We start from the raw sequence: 21,483 nt of genomic DNA, 5'->3' as shown, positions 1-21,483 counted from the left end.
AACGCTAAATGACCAGCTCATATGCAAATGGACAGGTATCTCACGGGCAGCTCTCGGCGAACAACGGCGGCGGAAACGTACCCCACTGTGCCCGCCAGCAACCACGCAGGCAATAGTCGACGCATTGAACCAGCCATGGGGTGACGATGAATAGCCCGGACGGCCAAGTAGCCTTTCTCAACGCTCTTATTCCAACAAAACTTCCGGATACAGTACGGCAGACCTCCCTGGGTTATCTGCATCAGCTCTGCCTACCACTGCTTCAAGAGCACCAACGCGCTGGTGACATGCTGAACCTGCCCGCTGAATACCTCAGTTACTCCTCTCAGCACTTTCCCGCAGCCAGTACTGACAGAGCAGCCGCTCATAAAACCCTGGTCACCTCAAAGCTCTTGACGTTATCACCGCTCGCATCCGCATTGAACACACCTTGGGGCTCCCTCCCCAACGCAGAGAAGTACGAACAGTGGTTGGGGCTAGTGATCCTGTGCTGCTGTAGTCTGCATATCAAAGGAGATCATAACAGTGCGATTGAATCGGCACTTCGGGAAATCCGCTTGATCGCAACAAACGCCAATCATCAGCCGTTGCTGGAGCTGCTGCCGTCTCCACAAGATTTCGACTACCTCCTCCAATTGGACGAGCATCTGCATGAGCTACGGAAGAGCTATCTCAACTTGCCTTCTGTACAACAGCAGGGACTTGGCTATCTGACTGTCGTAATCCGTAGTGTTGCGCGAAACCGGAAAGGGGTCACTCGCCAGCGAGGCGAATCTTCCAGCCCAACCTCAGTCCCTCCAACTCCACAGACTGCAGCCACCTTTTTCGTTCCGTTGATCGATACCGGCGTGGATGACCCGGAGTTTCGTATTGAAAAGCTGACCAGCTTCAGCAAAGCCAGTGAAAACGAGGATAAGCCGACAACAATCGTCACAAGCGTTCCCTATCGCTTTCACGATCGTAGCCTGCATAAAAAGGAAATCGCTCTTCAGGCTATTCACAGCATACGACTTGCTGAGCAAATGCGTGTGCGGCAACAATCGCTGCCCTGCTCTTTCGAACAGGCCTCCGAGTGGGACATCGAGCATCTGGTTACCCACGCATTGTCGGCTTTAACCAGAAATGACCATACCGCTGGCTGGGTGTTGCTATCGCTGCTAAGTGGACGGGATCCCGGCTGGCACCTTCCCAATGCACATAAAGTACGGATCACGATCATTAATCAGGCCCCTTGCCGTACCCTCACACATCGGGTGCCTGCAGGCCGTCAGCCCAATCATCTGGACGCTCTGTTACCCGCTGTTCTGAATACACTGCATCTTCCTCTACCCCAGCAAATGACTGCCTGGGTTGAGTCGGCACCACTCCAAGCGCCGCTACCGACAGCACAGGTACTACGCACCTGGCTGAAGGCTATCAACCAGGCACACAGTACCCGGCTGACCATGGGCAGAATTAACCGCTATATGGAGCATTGGCTCCTGAATCAGGGTACAGATCGCGCCGTTATTGCACTGATACGTGGTGACGCTCATCAGGGACGCCCCAGCCTTTCCTATAGCCACCAAGAACGTATTGATGTACTCGCACACCACTATCGTTTCATCAACGCCGTGTTCGACCTCTCGGGGCAGCAAGCTTCGCTACCGCCCATAAAGGCCAAATCAGGTGCCCTCGGAAGCCGCCTGCACTTGCCCGGTCGGGTACTGCACAACCTGTTCAGCGTACTTGCTCAAGCGTTTAATTTGGAAAAAGATTTCATTAATTTCCACAACAAATACGTAGTTTACGTGTGGGCACTTCTTTCGTTCGTGACAGGCCATAGAGACGTAAACGCCCCCATGGGCCTGCTGTCAGACCTGAATCCGCACCAGCAGACCTGGTGGATAAGCGACAAAGAGCGAAGGCATGGCTTGGCTGCGCGGACGTTAGTCGTGCCTGCTACCGCTATTGAGCAAGTCAACTTATATAAAGAGCACCTCAGCGACATCGCCAGCTACGCTCGCCTAAGTATTGCAACTGTATGCGCACGCTGCGAACGCACACTCAGCGGCGATGAGAATTCATTATTTTTTTTGGAAGAAAATGATGGAGCGGTTGTGCCTGTCGAAATTACCCCTTCCCGCCTGGCGCTCATCCTGGGGGAGCAGTTGCCTTGGGCACGTAACTGGGGCAGGCACCACATGCGCAGTGAGTTGCTAAGATACCAAGTCAGTCCGGAAGTGATTGATGGCTGGATGGGCCACGAAGAGCTGGGCGAAGAAGCAATGGGACCATTTAGCCAACTGGGCATGAGCCAGCTCCGGCGTGTAGCTGACGTCATACAAGCAATCCTCACTCATCACGAAATCAAGGCGCTACCCGGATGGAAAACCCGCTGACTGCTGATGCCCAGCAAACCTATAGGAATGTTCGTCTCGGGCGTGATAGCCGCACCGCAGCGAGGCGCCGTGAGGACGAAAGAACCATCCAAGCTGCGCTTACTATTCTTCAGGAAATCATCCCGGGACTATTCAGAGCGCAGCCTGACGCAAGCCAGTTCGCAGAACTCTGGCCAAAAGCCGATAAGGCCATTGAGCAGCACTTGGGCAACCCCACAGCGTACCGCCGGGTTTACAGCTGGATCAGAAAGCAATTAGAAGCTGGAAATCAGGCCGGAATCTGGGTCATCGATATCCCGCCACCCATCGTCACTCTCCGCCAACGCAGATCCACACGAACTCTGCGACGACATCAACACGCCAGGCTTGTTGCGCTGGCGGAGGACAGCTGGAAAACGAGGTTAACAACAGCAAACTCTGTTAGCCCGTCAGGGCAGTTGGCAAGACTGCTCCTGTCTTCGATCATGTATGGCGGATTAAACCGAGCACTGCTGTGGCCAGCTCTGGCTGAGGCACTTAACCAACCCAAACCACTATGCGGTAACAGTTCACTCTGCTGGATTCCCTTGCACATACCCCCAGGGCAAGGCTGGGCCAGCAATCGAAAGCAACCGGATGATAGTGCAGACTCGGAAAAACCAGTCTGCGAGGTTCACTACTTTCCCGACTCGATTACTCTGGGTCTGTTACGCCAGTACCTGAGCAGCAAAGATGGAAAAAAACCGCAGGCTCCGGGCAATCTATCGGCCTGCCTTGAACTTATCAATAAAGAGCTGAAAGCATCCTTCACCCAACGCCAGCTTGAATGGGGTGGCGTGACGATAGCTGAAAGCCAACCAGGCGTTGAGTTACCGCAAGTGCTGGTTGAATATGCGACGGGGAGACAGCCGAGTAGCAGCCTACCCGCGTGTTATTGGAATCGTTTGCTACGACCCAGCATCGGCCCATGCGGTGAGTATCTACTTGCAGATTTTGCGGTTTTCAGCGGCCCCGTATCCCAGCTGAGCAGGACACCTACCAAGAAGCAGCGCCGCCCCCATATATTGTCCAAACTGACGCGCATATTCAAAGTTGATCCCGCCAAGCCCAGGACCAAGCGCCAATTGATCACCGAGCTCGCTGCGCTGGCAGACGAGTGCGGGAAAGTCTCTGAGCAGGTGCTGCTTGGCTGGCTAATTCATCATCTCAATGAGCGTGGTAATGCTGAGTCCACCGCGCGGCGATACATGAATACAGTAGCAGCGGAGTGGCTGAACGCCACAGAGCCGCATGACCTGCTAAGTTTTGACCAGGAAGACTTCCAGTCGCTGTACTCGCACATACTGGACACGCAACGCAGTCAGAAGGAACGCGCATACCGCGCAGGGCGATTGGAGGATCTGCACCAGTTTGGTGTTCAGACAATGGACTTTCCGCCACTCCATGAGCCATTGCAAGAAGGCTCCGGTACCGCTCCTCATGTCAGCGCCGCTATCGTGGATGAACCTCTTTTTTCTGGGCTGCTATTACAATGCGACCAGTTCAAGGATATAACTCCGCTTCACCGCACCATGCTCAAATGTTTTCTGATCATGGCTTTCAGGACAGCCCTGCGTCCTGGCGAAATAGCCAAGCTGCGCTTGCGGGATATCGAGCCTTCCCCAGATGCTTGGTTGTTTGTTCGCGACAACAAGCACGGCAGCAACAAAACGGCAGCAGCGTTACGCAAGGTCCCCCTTTTCCCACTGCTGACAGAACCAGAAAGTCAATTGATGCGCGACTTTATCGGAAGCAGGCGCCTTAATAGCCAAAGCAGTGCAGAACTGCTGTTTCACCAACCGGACAACCCAAGAGAACCCCTGGATACGAGAACACTGTCCATCGTAGTGAAAAAAATTCTTGCGGATTTGAGCGGTGGCCTCTACTACCGGCTTTACCATCTGCGGCACAGCGCCCTGACACGCCTTCAGCTATTGATACACCATGATCAGGTTTCACTCCCAGCTGAAGTCGACACACTTATGCCCTACCCGCCCATGCATCGGCAAAACTTGCTGGAAAAGATCTGTGGCCAAGGTCGCCTGAGGGACCGATACCAGGCAATCGCCGTTCTGGCCGGTCATAGCAGCCCCGGTATTACCCTCAGCACCTACATGCACTTCAGCGACCTGCTGCTCGCCCTACACTTGAAGAAAAATAGACGCAGCCTATCCAGCACAGAAGCTTTCGCGCTGCTAGGCCTGCGACGCCACCGTATCAGCCACATGCGTAGAAACAACTTGTTAATCACACCCGCAGCATTAACAGGCTATCTGCACAAGCGGCTCACTCGATTTATTCAAGCCCGACAGCCCATCCGGGGCAATGACAAGCTCCGACCTATTCAAACAGCCAAGATGCGTATGGACCAGACAGCTTATATCAAAGCCCTGGGTGTGTTGGGCAAGATCCAAACTGGGCAGGACCCTGCTGAAACGGCGGTGTACTACCAGCTGTCCCCAGCGCAAATCAAGCATTGGCACCAAGCAGCATTAGCTTTACGAGAACTGGCAACCGACAAAAACGCATCGCGTTTATTCCCTAAAAGCCGCCGTCATCAATTGCTGCCGCCAGAACCTGTCGACGTATCAGAAAAACGTGACCTGGCCACCGCGCACCGTCATTGCCGAAAACTCTTTGCAAAAAGTCATAGCCGCCCTGAGCTGCTTTGGTTGATCGAGTACACCTTGACCCACATCAACAGCGCTCACTCCGGCATCAGTTTCCACAGTGCCCAGGACTTTAGACGGTACATGAAGACAGTGACCCAGGTATTTGAGTGGCCGCGCTGGCGTTTGCATATTGGTGTTATGGACACCGAGGTCTTATCGCAGTGGCGCTGCGGTGCCCTGCTGATGGAATACAGCCTGATGAAACAAGAGGCAAGATTCGCTCATGGAAAAGGGATACTGAAGCTCCGCCACCCGGAGGAAAAAGGACGAACGGAAGCGGGCAAGAAAGGGTACTCATCGCACACGCTTATCACCTTGTTCCATCGACTGGCTATCGTCCTATTTGCACCTGATGATATTCGTGCTTGGCAAGGCTGAAGCGCAATCCGGAGGTGAGAGTGGGAAGACGACGACCTGCCCGACTGGATTTATGAGTCGGTGGAAACACCCCCACGGGCGTGGGGAAGACCTGGCAGTGGTACTGCTCGGCACGCCCGATTGATTCACTGGTGGAGCTTAAAGCCCGGGCGGATCTGCATGGGCGCAGGCTGCTGCCGCATGAGATAGACATAATGCGCCGGTTGGCATCGGTCGAGGCCAAGGTGGCGGCGCAGCAGTGACCGGGCCGATGCGGCTTGATATGCTCAAGCCTTTTGCATGGAGAGTAAGATATGCGGATGCTGATGGTGGTGTCGTTAGCCGGAGTGTTGGCGGGGTGTGCTATGCCTTTCGATGACATGCATAACAACCAGTATATGAATCATCAGCCTCAAGCCGTGCCCGCTGGGATGGCCGGTAGCTGGACGGGAGTGATGGGCCCTACCTCATGACGCTGCAGCTGAGCGAAAATGGCGGTGGCAAGCTCTGTAACTCCTATGGCGCCTCCAACTACCTGCAGGTGGTGAAATACAGCTCGGGCATGGTTTACATACAGGATGGCACAAGAATGTCAGTTGTTCTTAACGGCGATACGCTGACAGCGAAATTCCCTTACACTGGATCGAAGCCTGCAGACTTTCAGCGGGACAGCGATCTAGCCATGGCCGCGCCCTATTGCAGGCAGAACCTTTAAACGTAAGACAGATCATCAAGACCCGCTTCGGCGGGTTTTTTATGCCCGGAGATATCGGGGTAATCCCCCAGGTTCATCGCACTTTACCGGAAACACTACTTTGATCTTCAGGAAGAAGTAGTCGTTATCTACGTCCTGGTGGGAGACTATTGCACTGGTCCTGGCCGACCAAGTGAGCAAGGCTGCAGGAACGACTGAGTTGAAAATTACCGGACGAGGTGAGGGATAGGATTAAGAGCCTGGAATGGCTTATTGGGGCGGCAGATCAGCGGTGTTTTTCAAGATAGCTGTGGTGAGTTCAACCGGTCAGTGCAACTATTTCGTTTAGTTTCTCAGCTGGTGATAAGTATCTCAACGTTTTCCGTGGGCGTTGATTCAATCGCAAGTGTAGTGGTCAACTGATTCCGGACACAGTTTTAAGTTTTTCTTCGGCCACCGCCGGAGCGAGCCCGCCATTGAAGGCGTGGGGACGCTTCTGGTTGTAGTACCCCATCAGGTAGTTGCTGATATCCTTCCGGGCAGCTGCCAGGCTGTGATACCCCATCGGCGGTATCCATTCCGTTTTCAGACTGCGGAACAGCCGCTCCATAGGAGCATTATCCCAGCAGTTGCCTCGACGACTCATGCTTTGCACCATACGGAAGCGCCACAGCCTCTGCCGGAACTTGCGACTTGCATACTGTGATCCTTGGTCAGAATGGAACATCACCCCATGAGGGCGCCCACGCTGCTCCCACGCATGCTCCAAGGCCTGTACCACCAAGTCCGCATCAGCGGTGTCAGACATGGCCCAGCCGACGACGCGACGGGCATACAGGTCCAGTACCACCGCCAGATAACTCCAGCGCTGCCCGGTCCAGATATAGGTGATATCACCGCACCAGACCTGATCTGGTTGCGCCACATCGAACTCCCGGTCCAAACGGTTGGGGATATCTAGCCGCTCCACGGTGGCCTGCTTGTACTTATGGGGGCCTGGTTGCTTACAAATCAGGCCAAGCTCTCCCATCAAACGGCGCACCTTGAAGCGGCCGATGCCGACGCCTTGATCGTTCAGCATGTCCTTGATGGTGCGGCTACCTGCCGAGCTGCGGCTTTTGTTGAACAGCTCGTTAATCTGGGCCCTCAGGGCTACACGCTCAGCATCCACACGCTGTATCCTCTGGCGGTGTTCGTAGTAACAGGAACGGTTGATATCAAAGGCTGCGCACACCATGTCAACGGGGGCCTGCTCTCTCAACTGGTCAATCAGCGTGTACGTTTCCAGTCGTCCGACATCAAGAGAGCGGTAGCCTTTTTTAGGATGGTCTTCTCCATCTCCAGCCGCCGGCACCGCTCTTCCAACTCCTGAATGCGCTGCTGCTCTGGTGTCATGGCTTTGCCTTTAGGGGTGACACCCTGCCGCTCCTCAGTGAGCTGTTTAACCCACTTGCGCAGGACGCTTTCAACCACGCCCAGCGATGTGCTGGCTTGGGTAATGCTGTAGCCTTGGTCCAGCACCAGGCTGGCTGCTTCCTGTTTGAATTCAGGGGTAAAAGTACGTCGCTTTCTTGTCATCGAACACCTCTCAATGGCGAGTATTGTCGCCTAGTTGGTGTCCGGTTTCATTAGACCACTACATGTACGAGCATTGTGAATCGCGACTGGCGCTCCACCAGCGTGGCAATATGCGAGTTCTTAGAGCCCGAGATCAAGTCACCTTCCCAGTGGCCGGGTACTGCACGATCTTCTACTTCAGGCGGACGCTCCCGAATAGAGATGGCATCAACGATACTTGTCTTTCGCTCCGTCGCCTCTGTGGTCGAATGCTTTGACCTTCGCATCCCTCGTCGAGAACGCAGGTGCTTTACCAGCTCTTTTTTCAGCACACCTCTGGCCTGGACAAATAAGCTGCGGTAAATGGTTTCGTGGGATATCTGCATCGCTGAATCGTCCGGGAATTGGCGCTGAAGCCAACCTGATATTTGTTCAGGCGACCAGTCTAGCTGAAGCTTCTTCGCTACAACTTGCTGAAGCACTTGGTTTTCAGCCAGCAAACACTGTTTGGGCCGCTTCGCTTGATCCCATGCTCTTTTATCAGCGGTGTTTGCACGATATTTTGTGCGACCACCGTTACGACCAACCTCCCGGCTTACTGTCGAAACGGATCGGTCAATCAATTTGGCTATGTGCCGCAGCGAAAGCCCGGCAGACAATCCCCGCGAAATCTCTTCTCGCTCCGACAGAGAAAGAAGGAGATCGGACCGCGTCCGATTTGGAGGCGAGATACCACCATGAATGGCTAACACGCCGCTGATGGAGCCTGCGTGTTTACCCAGCGCTCGGCCTATTTCACTCAGAGACTGTCCTTTTCGCCATCTAAGCCAGAGCTCTCGCTTTTGTGAAGCTGAGAACCCGCGCGCCTTCATCGTTGCCATGAGTGAATGCCCAGTTTTGTGATAAATGAAGTATGTTGCATTCACCGGTTGAACTCACCGTCACTGTTTTCATGCTAAGCCGCTTGCTTCATAGGCCGTTCCTTTTCCGAGTTCAACGTCGTCGACCCAACAGGCTCGCGTTTTCTGACGGGGCGGGTACCCCAGCGTGACGGCATACTGTGTTTGGCCTGCTCCAGTGCCCGCTTGCGCTGCTCCAGCAGCACAGCATCGTCGCCGCTATGGCGTTGCTCCGGTGTCACGAAGCGCAGTTTGCTGTGCCGATGCTCGGTGTTGTACCAGCGAACGAACCGGTCTACCCACATCCGTACATCTAAGGAAGGTCTGAAAAAGACTTCCTGAAAAGGTAAAATGCGTCAGCGCCATTTTCGAGACCACCGCATGAAACAGATGAGCTTTGCAGACGCCGAATACGCTGGTAAACGTAAGCAGACCCGCCGTGAGCGCTTTCTGCTGGAAATGGATCAAGTGGTTCCCTGGAAGCCATTGCTGGCGCTGATCGAGCCGCACTATCCCAAGGGCGAAGGTGGTCGACCTGCTTACCCGCTCGACGCGATGCTGCGAGTTCATCTGATGCAGAACTGGTTTGGGTACAGCGATCCAGCGATGGAAGAAGCGCTGTATGAAACCACCATCTTGCGACTCTTCGCGGGCCTTCAACTTGATCGCATTCCGGATGAAACCACTATTCTCAACTTCCGTCGGCTGCTGGAACGCTACGGCCTGTCCACGGCGTTGTTCGAAGTGGTCAATCGTTACCTGGGTGAGCACGGGCTAATGCTGCGCCACGGCACCGTGGTCGATGCAACCATCATTCATGCACCCAGTTCGACCAAGAACAAAGAAGGTAAGCGCGATCCTGAGATGCATCAGACCAAGAAGGGTAACCAGTATTATTTTGGCATGAAGGCCCACATTGGCGTTGATGCTGAGTCAGGGCTGGTTCACAGTCTCGTGGGGACGGCGGCCAATGCGGGCGATGTTACTCAGGTAGACAAGCTTCTGCATGGCGAAGAAACCCATGTATGCGGTGACGCCGGCTATACCGGCGTTCAGAAACGGGATGAACACAAAGGGCGCAAGGAGGTGGTCTGGTCGATTGCGATGCGCCCAGGCAAGCTCAAGACATTGAGCAAAACCAAGCTGATCGAGAAAGGCTTGCGCCGAATCGAGCGGGCCAAAGCCAGTACACGAGCCAAGGTCGAGCATCCGTTTCGAGTGATCAAATGCCAGTTCGGATTCACCAAGGTGCGCTACAAGGGCCTGGCGAAGAACACGGCCCAGTTGCATACCTTGTTCGCCCTGGCCAACCTATGGATGGCCCGAAAACAGCTGTTAAGTGCAGGATAAATCCGCCCGGAGTACTGGGTACAGCGGCCTGGATGGCCGAAAAGGGGCTGCAACGCGCTGAAAACGCGACTGAGGGCGATGAAATCGTTCCTGAAATGTTTTTTTTGTGAGCCGAGGTCATAATCGCCGCCCATATGGCCGGTATTTCAGACCTTCCCTAATGCCAAGGCGTGCCACCGAGGGCGAACTCTGCGTGGACGCAACTTGTGCGACCTTGAAATAATGTTGAAGAATACGTATCGGGTTAGCTCAAATAGATGGTCAAAAAAAGCCTAGCCAATATAGATCGAAATCTGATGTTTTTGGCTAGCCACTCTTCCTTTGGCCATCATGGGTATAGAATTCTGCCGTATTAGTGCCATGTACTCGATTAAATCACCGTGTTGGACGTCCGCTTTTGAGGACCAATTAATAACGCTTCTAACAAGCTGGTTAGAAACGCAGCGCCGACGGCCCCGACCAATGTGAGAATGACCCGCGATACGGTTGAATCAAGCGGCGCATTGGTCGCCAGCGCGCCAACGATCAGCGCAATCATCACCGAAAAGGCAAACTGGTAAACCATGTGCGGAGCCCGGCCGCTGATCATCCGGCTCGCCAGAAAAAGCCCGCCAAGAAATATCAGGATCACCAACACGCTCAGATGCGCCACTAGAGTGAACAGCCCCAGGATCAGCAGCGCCAAGCCGCCACCAAGGACCGTGGCAAAGGTGCGTTCCAGCGCTTCGGCCCAGAGTTTCTCGCGGGTTGGAAATACCAGCACGAACACTGCAGCAACCGCGAGCATCAGGCTCGATTCATCCACCACGGTATATAGCCAAAATATAAGTCCGAACAGGACTGCACCGCGGATCACGGCTCTGAGTAGATGTTGTCCCTGCTCATCGGGCTGATAGACCTCGATCAGATTGTCCTTTGCTGCCGCCGGCAGCAGACAATAGAGCACGGGGATAATCGCCAGAGCAGCAATGCTGGCTTCAATAAAGGCATCACGCATCAGTTCCATGACCATGATCGAGTGCATTCCCATCACCGACATCAGGACAGTGCCGATCAGGATAAGCATGCCAATGGGGCTCCCGGTTCTTAGGATCAGGTAGTACGGAAATATGCAGCACAGCGCCATGATGACGAGTAAGACACCGGGCATCGGCCTGGTCAACGAGACGATCGTTGAAAATAGAGTAATCACCACCATCATTGCCACCGGTCCGCCAATGGCTTTCTTGATATCAAAGGCCTTGCGCATGCCAGCCATCAGGCCAATGGTCAAGGCGGGCATGATCATGGGCATTGGCGACTGCACCAGCAGTGCAATCAGCAGCCCGAGTACGGCTCCACTGGCCAGACGAATGGCAAACAGTGGGTCATCTTCCCGACGCGGGCGTGGTGCTACATACATGCTAATGACCTCAGTACAGATAAGACAGATAGGCACGTATATGCAAAAGCAGCGAGGACAGCCAGGCTACCGGATTGCTGGTGCCGCTGGCATACACCACTACACTGACCTTCCCGCCGGCACGTACGCTGCGCGGCCAGTCCTTCAGCCCGTTTTCCAGTTCCACCTGAACAGGCATTCGCCGGGCCGGCTCAAACCACTCGCTCTCCGGTTGATTCTGCATAAGTCCTCCGGCTGAAGGACGCCCCGGGTCAATACCCCAGGCAATGCTCTTAACCCGGCCGTTGAAAAGCTTGCCTGGCACCGCATCGAACAGTATCTGGACCTGATCGCCGGGCTCGACATTACCAAGCTGGTTCTCACGCAGATCAGCAGTAATCCAGGCGCCTCTGGCATCGAAGAAGGTCATTGCCGGTGTACCCGGTGAAACGTACTGACCGATAGCCAGTTGCATGTTGGTGATTACCCCGCGGGTTGGCGCGGTGACGGTAGTGAATTCCAGATCCAGCTGGGCCTGCTCCAGTCCGACCTGTGCTGCACGGATATCGGGGTTTTCCATGCCGCTCTCTCCCAGCGCCAGCATGGCACTGTCCAGATCCGCCTGGGCCCGCTTAAGCTCGGCCTGGGCCGTTCTGAGTTCGGCCCGCGCATCGTCACCCTGCATTTCCGACATTACACCCCGTCGTACCAGCTCCAGGGTGCGACTGGAGGAGGACCGGGCATTCTCCAGGCCGGCGCGGGCCTGGGTGACCGCTGCCTGGGACGCAACAATCCCGGCAGCTGAGGCGTCGGTGGCCTGAATCGTCTGGGCAAGACTGGCCTCGGCCTGTCTCACCGCCAGCTCAAAGGGCCTGGCATCCAACTGAAAAAGCGGCGTGCCAGCTTCGACGATGTCACCATCTTGCACATACACCTGGGTTACCTGGCCAGCTACCCGAGGCGTCAGCTGGGCAACATATCCAGCCACGGCCCCGCGTGGGGTATAGGGTGCCATGCGATCAGTGACCACATACCAGATCATCAAGAGAACCAGGATTCCCAGCAAAATGCCGGCGAGTTTTTTTGCCGGTCCGGCTTTGGCCGGGGCTGGTTCTTCCTGTTCCGGGGTAGCTATGGTCTGTTCCGCTTCCAGCGGTTGCGCGTCATGCTGTCGAGCCATTTCGTTTCCTGTCGGTAAAGGGGGATGCTCTATTGTGAATAATGAGTGCCTAGCGGGTGCCTATCAGCCAATTCACCGCCTAGGCAGGACAATCAAAGTAGCCATTCAATCGGCAATATCGAGAGTAGAAACACGCCGCAGCGCTTGAGGAAGCCCGTATTCGGCTCCTGATCATAGCGGATCTCCCTGTCACCCACGCGCTCAACCCAGTAAAGCCGATCATTATCATCCAAGCGAACCTCATAGGCGTTGGATGGAATGGCGCTTTCAAAAGCGTGATGCACCGTCTGAGACAATGGCGGGCTGTCGATGACAAAGCCTAGTTCAGTATTCAGGTTGGCCGAACGCGGATCGAAATTGAACGAACCGACAAACATCCGCTCGCCGTCCACGGCAAAGGTTTTTGCATGCAGACTGGAGCCGGAACTGCCAAACGGCCCAGCGCTTTCATTGCGTTCAATATGCGGCGACAGCTGGCGCATTTCAAACAATTGAATGCCCGCCCTGAGCAGATCCTTGCGCCGCTTGGCATAACCGGCATGTACTGCAGCCACGTCGGTGGCATCGAGCGAATTGGTCAGAATGCGGACGTTAATGCCCCGATTGGCCAAGGCAGTGAAGGCTTCGACGCCGGCGGCTGTTGGTACGAAGTAAGGCGAGACCAGCGCTACCTTGTCCTTCGGCTCACCGAGAATTTGTCCAAGCTGATAGGTCAGCTTGCCTTCGCGCGGCGTCTCACCCAAGCCCTTAGCCGGATCATCGCTGACCATGCGGGTCTCGGCCCATTCCAAATGCAACTCTCCGGCCAGCAGCAAACGAATAAAGTCTGACTGGGAAACCGCTTCAACATAATCCTTAGCAGCGTCGTCTCTTTCCAGGACCGCCGCGGTTTGGCTCAACTGCGCGAGGCTTTCATCAGAAACCGCAGGTACGATCTGTTCAACAGGATACGAGGACCCGCTGGCCCAGTAACGGTCAAAATCGGTCGAAACATGTTCGACAATCGGACCGACCGACAAGACATCCAGGTCGGCAAACAGAATGCCCTCGGTCGCACCGAAATACTCATCCCCGACATTCCGACCGCCGACAATGGAGGCCTGGCTGTCCGCCGTGAAGGACTTGTTATGCATACGCCGATTGGCCCGGGAGAAATCCGTGATATAGCCCAGCCACTTGGGGTTGCGTACCTTGAAGGGATTGAACAGGCGCACTTCGATCTGTGGATGCAACGCCAATGCAGCCAGTTCGGTATCCAATCCCGCGGTGCCGTTGTCGTCCAGCAGCAGCCTGACGCGCACGCCGCGGTCCGCCGCTTCGTGGAGCTCCTCAAGCAATAACGTGCCGGTAATATCGCCATGCCAGATGTAATACTGCACATCCAGTGTCCGCTCCGCAGTCCGGGCCAGTAGCACCCGTGCTGCAAAGGCGTCATGGGGATCCGCCAAGGCATGTATGCCGCTTTTGCCTGGGTGCGCTACGACCCTCGGTGCCAGCGCCTGACCAAGCCGAGTTGCCTGACCTTGCTCGGCACTCAGGGCCGTAGATGCCGTCTTATTGGATATCGGCAAAGTGCAACCTCCTAGCAATGCAGCAGAGAAAAGAATAACGGGCAGCCATTTGCCTATTGTCATCGAATGGGGAAAGTCAGAAATAAACCTGTTCACTGATATCGTCCTTAAATGTGCTGTTAGGGGCGGGTGTGGTGTTCCCGGTGTTCCCAGGGCGAGTCGCCGGTCAATAACATGTCATCGGCTCCCTCTAGCGTGACAGTCACGGTGCGGCCGGCAATCAACTCGATCCCCTCAGGTACCGTGTCTATACTGATGCGCACCGGAATCCGCTGGGCCAGACGAATCCAGCTGAAAGTGGGATTGACGTTGGCCAGCAAGGTTCCCGAGGCGGTGGTGCGCTCCCGGTCGTCGATACCGGCTGACAACCCCTCCACATGGCCGGTAAGAGGCTGATCTTCCCCGACTATATGTATGGTCGCCTGGTCGCCCACATGAATGTGCTTCAATTTGGTCTCTTCAAAATATCCCGCGACATGAAAGCTATCGCTATCCACCAGCGCCATTACCGGTTCGCCCGCAACGGCATAGGCACCTGGGCGCAGCGACAGGTTGGTAACGATACCGTTGACCGGCGCTCGCACGTCGGCCCGCTCCAGATTGATATCGGCCAGTTCGAGATTGGCCACCGCTTCCTGGTATTGCGCCTGGGTTTCTTCCATAGCAGATTGACGGTTATCTCGTTCCTGTTGAGAAACAGCATCACGCAAGGTTGAATAGCGATTCCATTCCCGCACCGCCGAGTCCTGCCGGGCTTTTGCCGAGGCTACCGCAGCGGTGGCGCGGTCGAGCGCGTTCTGCAGCCGGACCTGGTCCAGGGTGAATAGCACATCGCCGCGTTGCACGATTTGGTTGTCGCGCACCTGAACAGTTTCGATCCGCCCCGATACATCCGCCGCAAGGGCCACCACATCCGCACGGATCTTGCCGTCCCGGGTCTGCGGGGCATAGGTGTAATAGGAATAGAGCTGCCAGAGGACAAACACTGCAGCGATGGCTGCCACAGCAGTCACCACTTTCTTGGATAAGCGAGCCAGGGTAATCCGAGACATTGGGGGTAAAGTATCCTTGTCAGATGGTCAGACTGCGCAATACCAACATAGCGATGCCGGTCAGCAGTAGAAACAAAGCAGCATCGAACAGGGGACGCTGCCAGACAGTGCGGTAGAACCCAACGGATTCCAACAGCCTGGACAATAACTGGCGGCTGAAGAAAGCCAGTACGATACACAGCAGCAAAGGTGATATGAATACGCCTGCCACGTTGATCTCGCCAATCATGCTGAGAGCTCCCAGGCCGGGGCTTGCCCAAAGAGCACCATGCGCAGGCCAACCAGAGCACGGATAGGTACCGCGTTGTTAGCTTGATGCCACAGCGTGTTGAGCGCGCCATCGATCATGACAAGCAAGGCCACAGATGGCGTTTCACGATCAATGTCGTCACGCAGATGCCCTAGCAGACGGTCAGCCTTTTCCCGCTGGCCGGCACTCTGTGCATTGGCCCAGATACGCAAGTCGGCCACGTTGCTACCGATGCTCACGCGCTTCAGCAGATTGGTACTGAGCTCGGTTTTGCCTGATGCCACCAAGCGCGTGGTCATGGAGGCCAGCCGATCCAAGGTGCGAGTGATGTGCACCTGCTGGGTTTCCGCGCTGGCGCTGTGGCTGAGCCGGATGGTTTCCCGGGTTTCCATTCGCATAAAGCGCAGCAAGGCATGCTCGGCACCCAAGGTACGGAACAGGCCCGCGCAGATCATCGCGACAAAGATGCCGGTTAGGCTGCCGAGACCGTATTCCAGGAAAAACTCGAAGTCGTAGGGAATGTAATGCCCCTGCAGGTTGATCGAGCTAAGCCCAAAGGCCAGCACCAGTACCGCCATCGGATTGGTCGCGGCCCAGACACCCAACGGCAGCATGAATATTCCCATTGCCAGAACAAAGGTCGGGAAGTCGCTGGCCAGCGGCAATAGCCCGTAGCAAAGCCCTCCAACCAGCACCAGGGCCAGCAGGGCGAAACGCCCGAACATGGCAATTGCCCGCCCCGCCTCGTCCCCGCTGCCAAAAAACCCCAGCGCGACAGTACCAAGCAAGGTGGCATTGGCGCCCTGCTCCCACCCGGTGGCCCACCACATGCCACACAACAGGGCATAGGCAGTGAGAATACTGGCCCCGACGCGTAACGCCAGATCAGTGTCCGGCGGCAAGGCGAAGACCGGGGTCTCGTTGACATCCTGCGCCAGCGCCGGCGTCAGGCTCACCGCACCCGCCAGGGCCTGATCAATCAATAGCACCTCGTGCCAGAGGTTGACGAGCCGCTCGATGATATCCGCCACATTGTCATGAACCAGGACCTGCCAGCTGTCTTTGGCGCCATCTTCCGCCGTACCGGGCAATGCACGAATGACCTGCGCCAGCCTGGGCGACGCAGCCGAACCGCTGGTGATCGCTGCCCGAGCCATATCCATCGCGGGGTTCAAACGCGAGCGCTGATACGCGTCGATCGCATCCAGCCGCAGTTGCAACTCGGACAGCAATGGAATGATGCGCAGCAGGCGCTGCTGAATGGCCAGCGCATGACGCAGGTCGCTGCGTGCCACTGTCGGGTCGTAACGCAGCTGGGAGGCCAGCTGCGACAAATCGCTGATGTCGCTGAGGGTCTTCATTCGGTCATGCTGGGTTTTGCTACTGTCGGCAGGCGCCTGCAAGGTATCTTCGATCCAGCTCTGCATATCGGGCAGCCAGCGGCGCAGCGAGCCCCGCAACACCGCGTCCAATGAGCGAGGCGCGATTACGCTGTCCACAATCCCGCAGACAAAGATACCAATGCAGATCTCCGTCACCCGAGCCGCAACCATATCGAACATCAGGTCGGGCTTATCCACCCAAGCGACAGCCACCAGCATCAGGGTGATACCGAATAACTGAAACCCGTACCCGCGGGGGCTGCGATCGAGAATGGCCAGGCTAAAGGCAGCAGTGGCAATCAACCCCGACATAATGATCAACAATAGCGGGGTATTGGCCAACAAGCCGACCATGAAGAGCGTTACCACTCCCGCTCCCAGCGTCCCAGCGAAGCGATAGGTGGATTTGGAGCGGATAGCGCCAGTGAGCGGGTTCATCACCACACAGCAGGTAACCAGTGCCCAGTAGGGTTGGGGCAAGCCGATTTTCACTGCTATCGCGAATGCGATCATCCCCGCCACAAACAGCTTTATGGAAAAGAGTATCTGTGGGCGGCCGATAGGGATCATTTGCGGCTGCGGGCGTGCTGATGATAGTCGATGGAACCCTGTTCAAGCAGCCGCAGCACCCGAGTAGCGCTGACGACTTCCGACTCGGACAATCCTTCGAACAGCTCGGCACGCAGGGCTTCCAGCGCCGCCTCCATGTGCAAGGCAATGCGGCGGCCCTCTGCAAGAACATAAATTGCTCGGGCTCGGCGGTTGTGTGGAACCTCTCGGCGCTGCAGCAGACCGGCCGCTTCAGCTTGATCCAGAGTACGTACCAGCGCACCAGGGTTAACGCCTATTTCCTCGGCAAGCACGCTCTGTTGTATGCCATCCCCGAGGCGACAGGCCAGCAGCAGTGCCTTGGCCAGCGGCGGAGCCAATCCCGAGTCGGCCAGAGCGATATTAGCCGCTTGCCCCCATGCCCGGAGCACTGGCTGTATCGCGTTGGTCAAAGCATATAATGCGGCGGCAGACGCCATGTGTGTCTCCGGTTGTGCCATTACGGCTGCTGTGAAGGGTCGCTCATCCTGGCACCGGCCTCTTCGGACGAATCAGGATGATAATTTACATGGCAACAATTGCCTAGGCAACAAACAGTGATAGCATACGCAACTGTTGAACAGGATATGGATAGGTTATGTCAGGGCCTGAAACAAGCCAGGTACAGCTGGTCATTTGCGAGCATTGCGATTCGGCATACCAACGCCCTGCCCTGGCCCGCAAACAAACTGCCCATTGCCAGCGGTGCGGCGCACTGCTGGAACGGGGCCGCCGCCTGAGCACCGATCAACTGCTGGCCTTGACCGTTGCAGCGGCCATTCTGTTTGTGTTCGCCAATACCTTTCCCATCATGGGCATCAGCATGCAGGGGCTGAGCAACGAGGCAACGCTATGGGCAACCGTCGAAGCCCTAGCGCAGGGGCGTATCACCCTAATCGCTCTGGTCACCGGCCTGAGCATTATCTTCGCCCCGGCCCTGCAGATCATTCTGCTCGCCTGGGTGCTTGTCTATGCCCGCAGTGGGCGAATGGCACCGGGGTTTCGCATCTGCATGCGCACGCTTGAGCATTTGCGTCCCTGGAGCATGCTGGAGGTCTGCTTGCTCGGGATACTGGTGGCTATCATCAAGCTGGCCGGCATGCTGGAGGTGCATCCCGGGATCGGCCTGTGGGCGATGTCCATGCTGACGGTACTGATCATATTGATTGGCGGCCGCGATGTCCGTGAGCTGTGGAACGAACTGGAGGTCACTCCGCGATGAGCCAACCTCCCTACGCTGCGGAGTTGGGACTGCAGCTGTGTCATGACTGCGGCAATGCTTGCCAACTTACCGATCACGAATGCCCCCGCTGCTGGTCTGTATTACACGCCCGCAAGCCGAACAGCATTGGCCGCACCTGGGCGTTTCTGATTGGCGCGCTGATCCTTTATATACCGGCCAACCTGCTGCCCGTGATGTATACCGACATGCTTGGCAATGGTAGCGAAAGTACCATTCTCAGCGGCGTCATCGAATTCTGGAGAGGCGGTTCCTGGGATATCGCCCTGCTGATTTTCATCGCCAGCGTGGTGGTGCCCTGTATCAAGTTCTTTGTGCTGGGGTTGCTACTGTTTACCGCCCAGCGCCGCAGCCGTTGGGCCATGCCCGAGCGGGCACGGCTCTACCGTTTAATTGAAATTATCGGCTATTGGTCGATGCTTGATGTGCTGGTGGTTGCCCTGGTGGCGGCGCTGGTGCAATTCCGTGCACTGAGCACGATAGAGCCGCGTCTGGGCATTCTGTTCTTCGGCCTGGTGGTGGTATTGACGATGATGGCCTCAATGAGTTTCGATCCGCGATTGATATGGGATGCAGAGAAAAACGATGTCAGATAACCCGCGCCACCCCAGTTCCTCCCCTGCCATTGCCGGCGATCCAGAAATCCGACAGCGCCGGGTGCGCATCTCGCTGATCTGGCTGGTACCCATCGTTGCCGCCTTGGTCGGGCTGTCCATGGTGGTGCAGAATTGGCTATCCGCCGGCCCGCAGATTACCGTGAGCTTTTTGACCGCCGAGGGCCTGGAAGCAAACAAGACCCAGGTCAAATACAAGAATGTGGTCATTGGCCGGGTCACCAGCATCACCCTGAGCGAAGACCGGACCCGGGTGGCCGCCACCATCGAACTGGACCAGAACACCGAGGCGTTCATCCGTGAAGATGCGCAGTTCTGGGTGGTTCGCCCACGTATCGGTGCCAGCGGCGTATCTGGGGTTGATACCTTGCTGTCCGGCTCCTTCATCGGTGCGGATCCGGGTGATGCAGCGGAAACCCAGCGCGAGTTCATCGGCCTTGAAGCGCCTCCGCCGGTCACCTTTGGCGTGGAAGGCAAGCGTTTCACGTTGCAGACCAGCGATCTCGGCTCGCTGGGCATCGGCTCGCCTGTCTACTACCGCCGCATTCCGGTTGGCCAGGTCGTCTCCTTTACCTTGGATGAGGATGGCAAAGGCGTGGCCGTGCAGGTATTCGTCAATACTCCCTATGATGACTTCGTTACCGCCGATACGCGCTTCTGGAACGCCAGCGGCGTGGATGTCTCCCTCGCCGCCGACGGTTTCAAGGTCAATACCCAGTCCCTGTCGTCGATTCTTGCGGGTGGAATTGCCTTTCGCGCGCCCAACTACAGCACTACTACCGAACCCGCCGCCGAAGATCGGGAATTTACCCTGTTCAATGACATGGCACGGGCCATGGCCCCCGATGACGGGCCAGCGCGCTACGTACAGATGCGCTTTGATCAGACCCTGCGTGGCCTGAATGTCGATGCGCCAGTGGAGTTTCTTGGCGTGCCGATCGGCCGGGTGGTATCGGTCAACCTCGACTATGACGAGCACAACAAGAGTTTCCCTGTGGTGGTCGGTGCTGTTATCTACCCTAACCGTCTCGGCGCTGCGCATGACAAACTGCTGGGGCTGATTGAAGGTAGCGATGAGGAGCGCAGCGCACAGCTGATCCGCGGCTTCGTTGAGCAAGGTCTGCGCGCCCAGGCCCGCACCGGCAACCTGTTGACCGGCCAGCTTTACATCTCACTGGATTTCGCCCCCCGCGCGCCGGCTATGGTGTTTGACCCGCATGCCCGACCGCTGGTCATCCCTACCATACCGGGTAGCTTCGACAAGCTGCAGGAACAGCTGCAGGCGGTGGTGGACAAGCTCAGCAAATTGCCGATCGAGTCGATGGCCAACAATCTCGACGGCAGCCTGAGCGAGTTGCGCAAAACGCTCGAGCAGGTCAACAGCGGCGTATTGCCTCAACTGCAGAGCACCCTGGAGCGTTCGGAGCAGACCTTGGATAATGCCAACCAGGCGCTGGCTGATGGCTCACCCCAGCGCCAACAAGTGGGCGACACCCTTGAAGAAGTACAGCGTGCGGTGCGCTCGGTCCGCGTCCTCACCGACTACCTCAGCCGCCACCCCGAATCCCTTATCCGCGGGCGCGGTAACGCTGAATCGCCAGCTAGCTTCAAGGGCGGCTCCACCTCTCGCGAACTCAATACGGAATCCCAATAATGACCCTGCGCCGCTACCTACCGACGTCTCTGCTCCTGTTAAGCAGCCTGCTGGTGCTGAGCGCCTGCAGCTCCACGCCTATGCAATACCACACGCTGATTCCAACGCAGCCTGCCGCAGCAGGTGCTCAAACCAAGGCAGACTTCCAGCTGCAGATAATGCCCGTGCGTATCCCGGTACAGGTCGATCAGCCCAGCCTAGTGATCCGCGACAGTGACGACCGCCTGACCATATTGGAAAGTGCCCTCTGGGCGTCGCCACCGGCCGATGAATTCCATGACGCCTTGGCCTTCGAGCTGGAAAACCGCCTCGGCGTCCGCGATCTGGCGGGACTTCCAGACACAGCCGACCAGCCAGTACTGACCGTACGTACCGATGTACGCCGATTCGACTCGCTGCCAGGCAGCCATGCTGCGCTGGATGTGGTGTGGAATATTGAGTTCAAAAATGGTCAGACACACCAGGCGCTGACCTGCGCGAGCCTCATCAGCGAGCCGGCTACAGCTGAGTTGGACAGTCTGGTGCTGGCGCATCAACGCTCCATCAGCAAACTGGCTGATGAGATTGCCGGGACTGCACGACAATGGACCAGAAATAGCGCCACAGTTTGTCCTTGATCAGTATGCAAGGCTAGATCTCATCG

18 protein-coding genes and 1 pseudogene are annotated in these 21,483 nt (G+C 56.6%); 9 read left to right on the top strand and 10 right to left on the bottom strand.

Annotated elements, in window-relative coordinates; all coding sequences use genetic code 11:
• Window positions 1-146 precede the first annotated feature (146 nt).
• The 4 genes from BLU11_RS03575 to BLU11_RS03565 all read left to right on the top strand — a co-directional run bounded on the left by BLU11_RS03575 (window position 147) and on the right by BLU11_RS03565 (window position 6,143).
• Complete coding sequence (locus tag BLU11_RS03575) at window positions 147-2,381, top strand: hypothetical protein (protein WP_090272072.1); 2,235 nt, start codon at window positions 147-149, stop codon at window positions 2,379-2,381.
• Window positions 2,366-5,449, top strand: coding sequence for a site-specific integrase (locus BLU11_RS03570; protein ID WP_090272071.1), 3,084 nt, complete (start codon window positions 2,366-2,368; stop codon window positions 5,447-5,449). The genes BLU11_RS03575 and BLU11_RS03570 overlap by 16 nt, the downstream gene beginning before the upstream one ends.
• Window positions 5,450-5,529: 80 nt before the next feature.
• Window positions 5,530-5,691, top strand: a complete 162-nt coding sequence (locus tag BLU11_RS19390) for a hypothetical protein (RefSeq protein WP_172828665.1) — start codon at window positions 5,530-5,532, stop codon at window positions 5,689-5,691.
• A 179-nt stretch (window positions 5,692-5,870) separates the two neighbouring features.
• A complete protein-coding gene (locus tag BLU11_RS03565) occupies window positions 5,871-6,143 on the top strand; it encodes a J517_1871 family lipoprotein (protein WP_331456701.1) in 273 nt (90 codons plus the stop codon).
• A 394-nt stretch (window positions 6,144-6,537) separates the two neighbouring features.
• On the opposite strand, the gene BLU11_RS03560 is transcribed toward BLU11_RS03565, so the two are convergent.
• The 3 genes and pseudogenes from BLU11_RS03560 to BLU11_RS03550 all read right to left on the bottom strand — a co-directional run bounded on the left by BLU11_RS03560 (window position 6,538) and on the right by BLU11_RS03550 (window position 8,883).
• Window positions 6,538-7,700 (bottom strand): IS3 family transposase gene (locus BLU11_RS03560; RefSeq protein WP_090272001.1). Its coding sequence is split into 2 segments (ribosomal slippage): window positions 6,538-7,445 and window positions 7,445-7,700, totalling 1,164 coding nucleotides; the frame shifts between segments, so codons are not numbered across the junction.
• A 59-nt stretch (window positions 7,701-7,759) separates the two neighbouring features.
• Window positions 7,760-8,560 (bottom strand): annotated as a pseudogene (locus BLU11_RS03555) (IS30 family transposase); the annotation flags it as partial.
• A 74-nt stretch (window positions 8,561-8,634) separates the two neighbouring features.
• Window positions 8,635-8,883 (bottom strand): hypothetical protein, encoded by a 249-nt coding sequence (locus BLU11_RS03550; RefSeq protein ID WP_090272069.1) that lies wholly within the window; start codon window positions 8,881-8,883, stop codon window positions 8,635-8,637.
• Between the two features lie 76 nt (window positions 8,884-8,959).
• Between BLU11_RS03550 and BLU11_RS03545 the strand changes: the two genes are divergently transcribed.
• Entirely contained in the window at window positions 8,960-9,928 is a 969-nt protein-coding gene (locus tag BLU11_RS03545; protein WP_090276215.1) for an IS5 family transposase, read from the top strand.
• A gap of 370 nt (window positions 9,929-10,298) precedes the next feature.
• On the opposite strand, the gene BLU11_RS03540 is transcribed toward BLU11_RS03545, so the two are convergent.
• The 7 genes from BLU11_RS03540 to BLU11_RS03510 all read right to left on the bottom strand — a co-directional run bounded on the left by BLU11_RS03540 (window position 10,299) and on the right by BLU11_RS03510 (window position 17,772).
• Window positions 10,299-11,330, bottom strand: a complete 1,032-nt coding sequence (locus BLU11_RS03540) for an FUSC family protein (RefSeq protein ID WP_090272068.1) — start codon at window positions 11,328-11,330, stop codon at window positions 10,299-10,301.
• Window positions 11,331-11,340: 10 nt separating this feature from the next.
• Window positions 11,341-12,489, bottom strand: coding sequence for an HlyD family secretion protein (locus BLU11_RS03535; RefSeq protein WP_090272067.1), 1,149 nt, complete (start codon window positions 12,487-12,489; stop codon window positions 11,341-11,343).
• 92 nt (window positions 12,490-12,581) lie between these two features.
• The gene (locus BLU11_RS03530; RefSeq protein ID WP_090272066.1) at window positions 12,582-14,123 is read right to left on the bottom strand and encodes a phospholipase D family protein; all 1,542 of its coding nucleotides are present in this window, start codon (window positions 14,121-14,123) and stop codon (window positions 12,582-12,584) included.
• A 56-nt stretch (window positions 14,124-14,179) separates the two neighbouring features.
• Window positions 14,180-15,112, bottom strand: coding sequence for an efflux RND transporter periplasmic adaptor subunit (locus tag BLU11_RS03525; RefSeq protein ID WP_090272065.1), 933 nt, complete (start codon window positions 15,110-15,112; stop codon window positions 14,180-14,182).
• A gap of 19 nt (window positions 15,113-15,131) precedes the next feature.
• Window positions 15,132-15,341, bottom strand: coding sequence for a DUF1656 domain-containing protein (locus BLU11_RS03520; protein ID WP_090272064.1), 210 nt, complete (start codon window positions 15,339-15,341; stop codon window positions 15,132-15,134).
• On the bottom strand, window positions 15,338-17,314 hold the full coding sequence (locus BLU11_RS03515; protein WP_090272063.1) for an FUSC family protein: 1,977 nt from the start codon (window positions 17,312-17,314) through the stop codon (window positions 15,338-15,340). Before BLU11_RS03515 ends, BLU11_RS03520 begins: the two co-directional genes overlap by 4 nt.
• Window positions 17,311-17,772 (bottom strand): MarR family winged helix-turn-helix transcriptional regulator, encoded by a 462-nt coding sequence (locus tag BLU11_RS03510; protein ID WP_172828664.1) that lies wholly within the window; start codon window positions 17,770-17,772, stop codon window positions 17,311-17,313. The genes BLU11_RS03515 and BLU11_RS03510 overlap by 4 nt, the downstream gene beginning before the upstream one ends.
• Window positions 17,773-17,930: 158 nt before the next feature.
• Here BLU11_RS03510 and BLU11_RS03505 point away from each other — a divergent pair, with 158 nt between their 5' ends.
• From BLU11_RS03505 to BLU11_RS03490, 4 genes are read left to right on the top strand one after another with little or no spacing between them, the layout of a single operon-like run.
• On the top strand, window positions 17,931-18,554 hold the full coding sequence (locus tag BLU11_RS03505) for a paraquat-inducible protein A (RefSeq protein WP_090272061.1): 624 nt from the start codon (window positions 17,931-17,933) through the stop codon (window positions 18,552-18,554).
• Window positions 18,551-19,168 carry a paraquat-inducible protein A gene (locus tag BLU11_RS03500; protein WP_090272060.1) on the top strand — a complete coding sequence of 206 codons (618 nt, stop codon included), beginning with the start codon at window positions 18,551-18,553 and terminating at the stop codon, window positions 19,166-19,168. The genes BLU11_RS03505 and BLU11_RS03500 overlap by 4 nt, the downstream gene beginning before the upstream one ends.
• On the top strand, window positions 19,158-20,840 hold the full coding sequence (locus BLU11_RS03495) for a PqiB family protein (RefSeq protein ID WP_090272059.1): 1,683 nt from the start codon (window positions 19,158-19,160) through the stop codon (window positions 20,838-20,840). Before BLU11_RS03500 ends, BLU11_RS03495 begins: the two co-directional genes overlap by 11 nt.
• Window positions 20,840-21,457, top strand: a complete 618-nt coding sequence (locus BLU11_RS03490) for a PqiC family protein (RefSeq protein WP_090272058.1) — start codon at window positions 20,840-20,842, stop codon at window positions 21,455-21,457. The genes BLU11_RS03495 and BLU11_RS03490 overlap by 1 nt, the downstream gene beginning before the upstream one ends.
• The last annotated feature ends 26 nt before the right edge of the window (window positions 21,458-21,483 follow it).

Origin of the sequence: Halopseudomonas litoralis (assembly GCF_900105005.1) — a bacterium.
Classification (GTDB): domain Bacteria; phylum Pseudomonadota; class Gammaproteobacteria; order Pseudomonadales; family Pseudomonadaceae; genus Halopseudomonas; species Halopseudomonas litoralis.
Note: the sequence above shows the minus strand (reverse complement) of the source record. Positions and strands in the feature narration are given on the sequence as shown.

Excerpts from the sequence above, each read along its gene's own strand:
- BLU11_RS03510 (WP_172828664.1), bottom strand. The coding sequence starts at position 17,772 with ATGGCGTCTGCCGCCGCATTATATGCTTTGACCAACGCGATACAGCCA.
- BLU11_RS03575 (WP_090272072.1), top strand. The coding sequence starts at position 147 with ATGAATAGCCCGGACGGCCAAGTAGCCTTTCTCAACGCTCTTATTCCA.
- BLU11_RS03570 (WP_090272071.1), top strand. The coding sequence starts at position 2,366 with ATGGAAAACCCGCTGACTGCTGATGCCCAGCAAACCTATAGGAATGTT.
- BLU11_RS03545 (WP_090276215.1), top strand. The coding sequence starts at position 8,960 with ATGAAACAGATGAGCTTTGCAGACGCCGAATACGCTGGTAAACGTAAG.
- BLU11_RS03505 (WP_090272061.1), top strand. The coding sequence starts at position 17,931 with ATGTCAGGGCCTGAAACAAGCCAGGTACAGCTGGTCATTTGCGAGCAT.
- BLU11_RS03515 (WP_090272063.1), bottom strand. The coding sequence starts at position 17,314 with ATGATCCCTATCGGCCGCCCACAGATACTCTTTTCCATAAAGCTGTTT.
- BLU11_RS03500 (WP_090272060.1), top strand. The coding sequence starts at position 18,551 with ATGAGCCAACCTCCCTACGCTGCGGAGTTGGGACTGCAGCTGTGTCAT.
- BLU11_RS03490 (WP_090272058.1), top strand. The coding sequence starts at position 20,840 with ATGACCCTGCGCCGCTACCTACCGACGTCTCTGCTCCTGTTAAGCAGC.
- BLU11_RS03550 (WP_090272069.1), bottom strand. The coding sequence starts at position 8,883 with ATGTGGGTAGACCGGTTCGTTCGCTGGTACAACACCGAGCATCGGCAC.
- BLU11_RS03495 (WP_090272059.1), top strand. The coding sequence starts at position 19,158 with ATGTCAGATAACCCGCGCCACCCCAGTTCCTCCCCTGCCATTGCCGGC.
- BLU11_RS03540 (WP_090272068.1), bottom strand. The coding sequence starts at position 11,330 with ATGTATGTAGCACCACGCCCGCGTCGGGAAGATGACCCACTGTTTGCC.
- BLU11_RS03530 (WP_090272066.1), bottom strand. The coding sequence starts at position 14,123 with ATGACAATAGGCAAATGGCTGCCCGTTATTCTTTTCTCTGCTGCATTG.
- BLU11_RS03525 (WP_090272065.1), bottom strand. The coding sequence starts at position 15,112 with ATGTCTCGGATTACCCTGGCTCGCTTATCCAAGAAAGTGGTGACTGCT.
- BLU11_RS03535 (WP_090272067.1), bottom strand. The coding sequence starts at position 12,489 with ATGGCTCGACAGCATGACGCGCAACCGCTGGAAGCGGAACAGACCATA.
- BLU11_RS03520 (WP_090272064.1), bottom strand. The coding sequence starts at position 15,341 with ATGATTGGCGAGATCAACGTGGCAGGCGTATTCATATCACCTTTGCTG.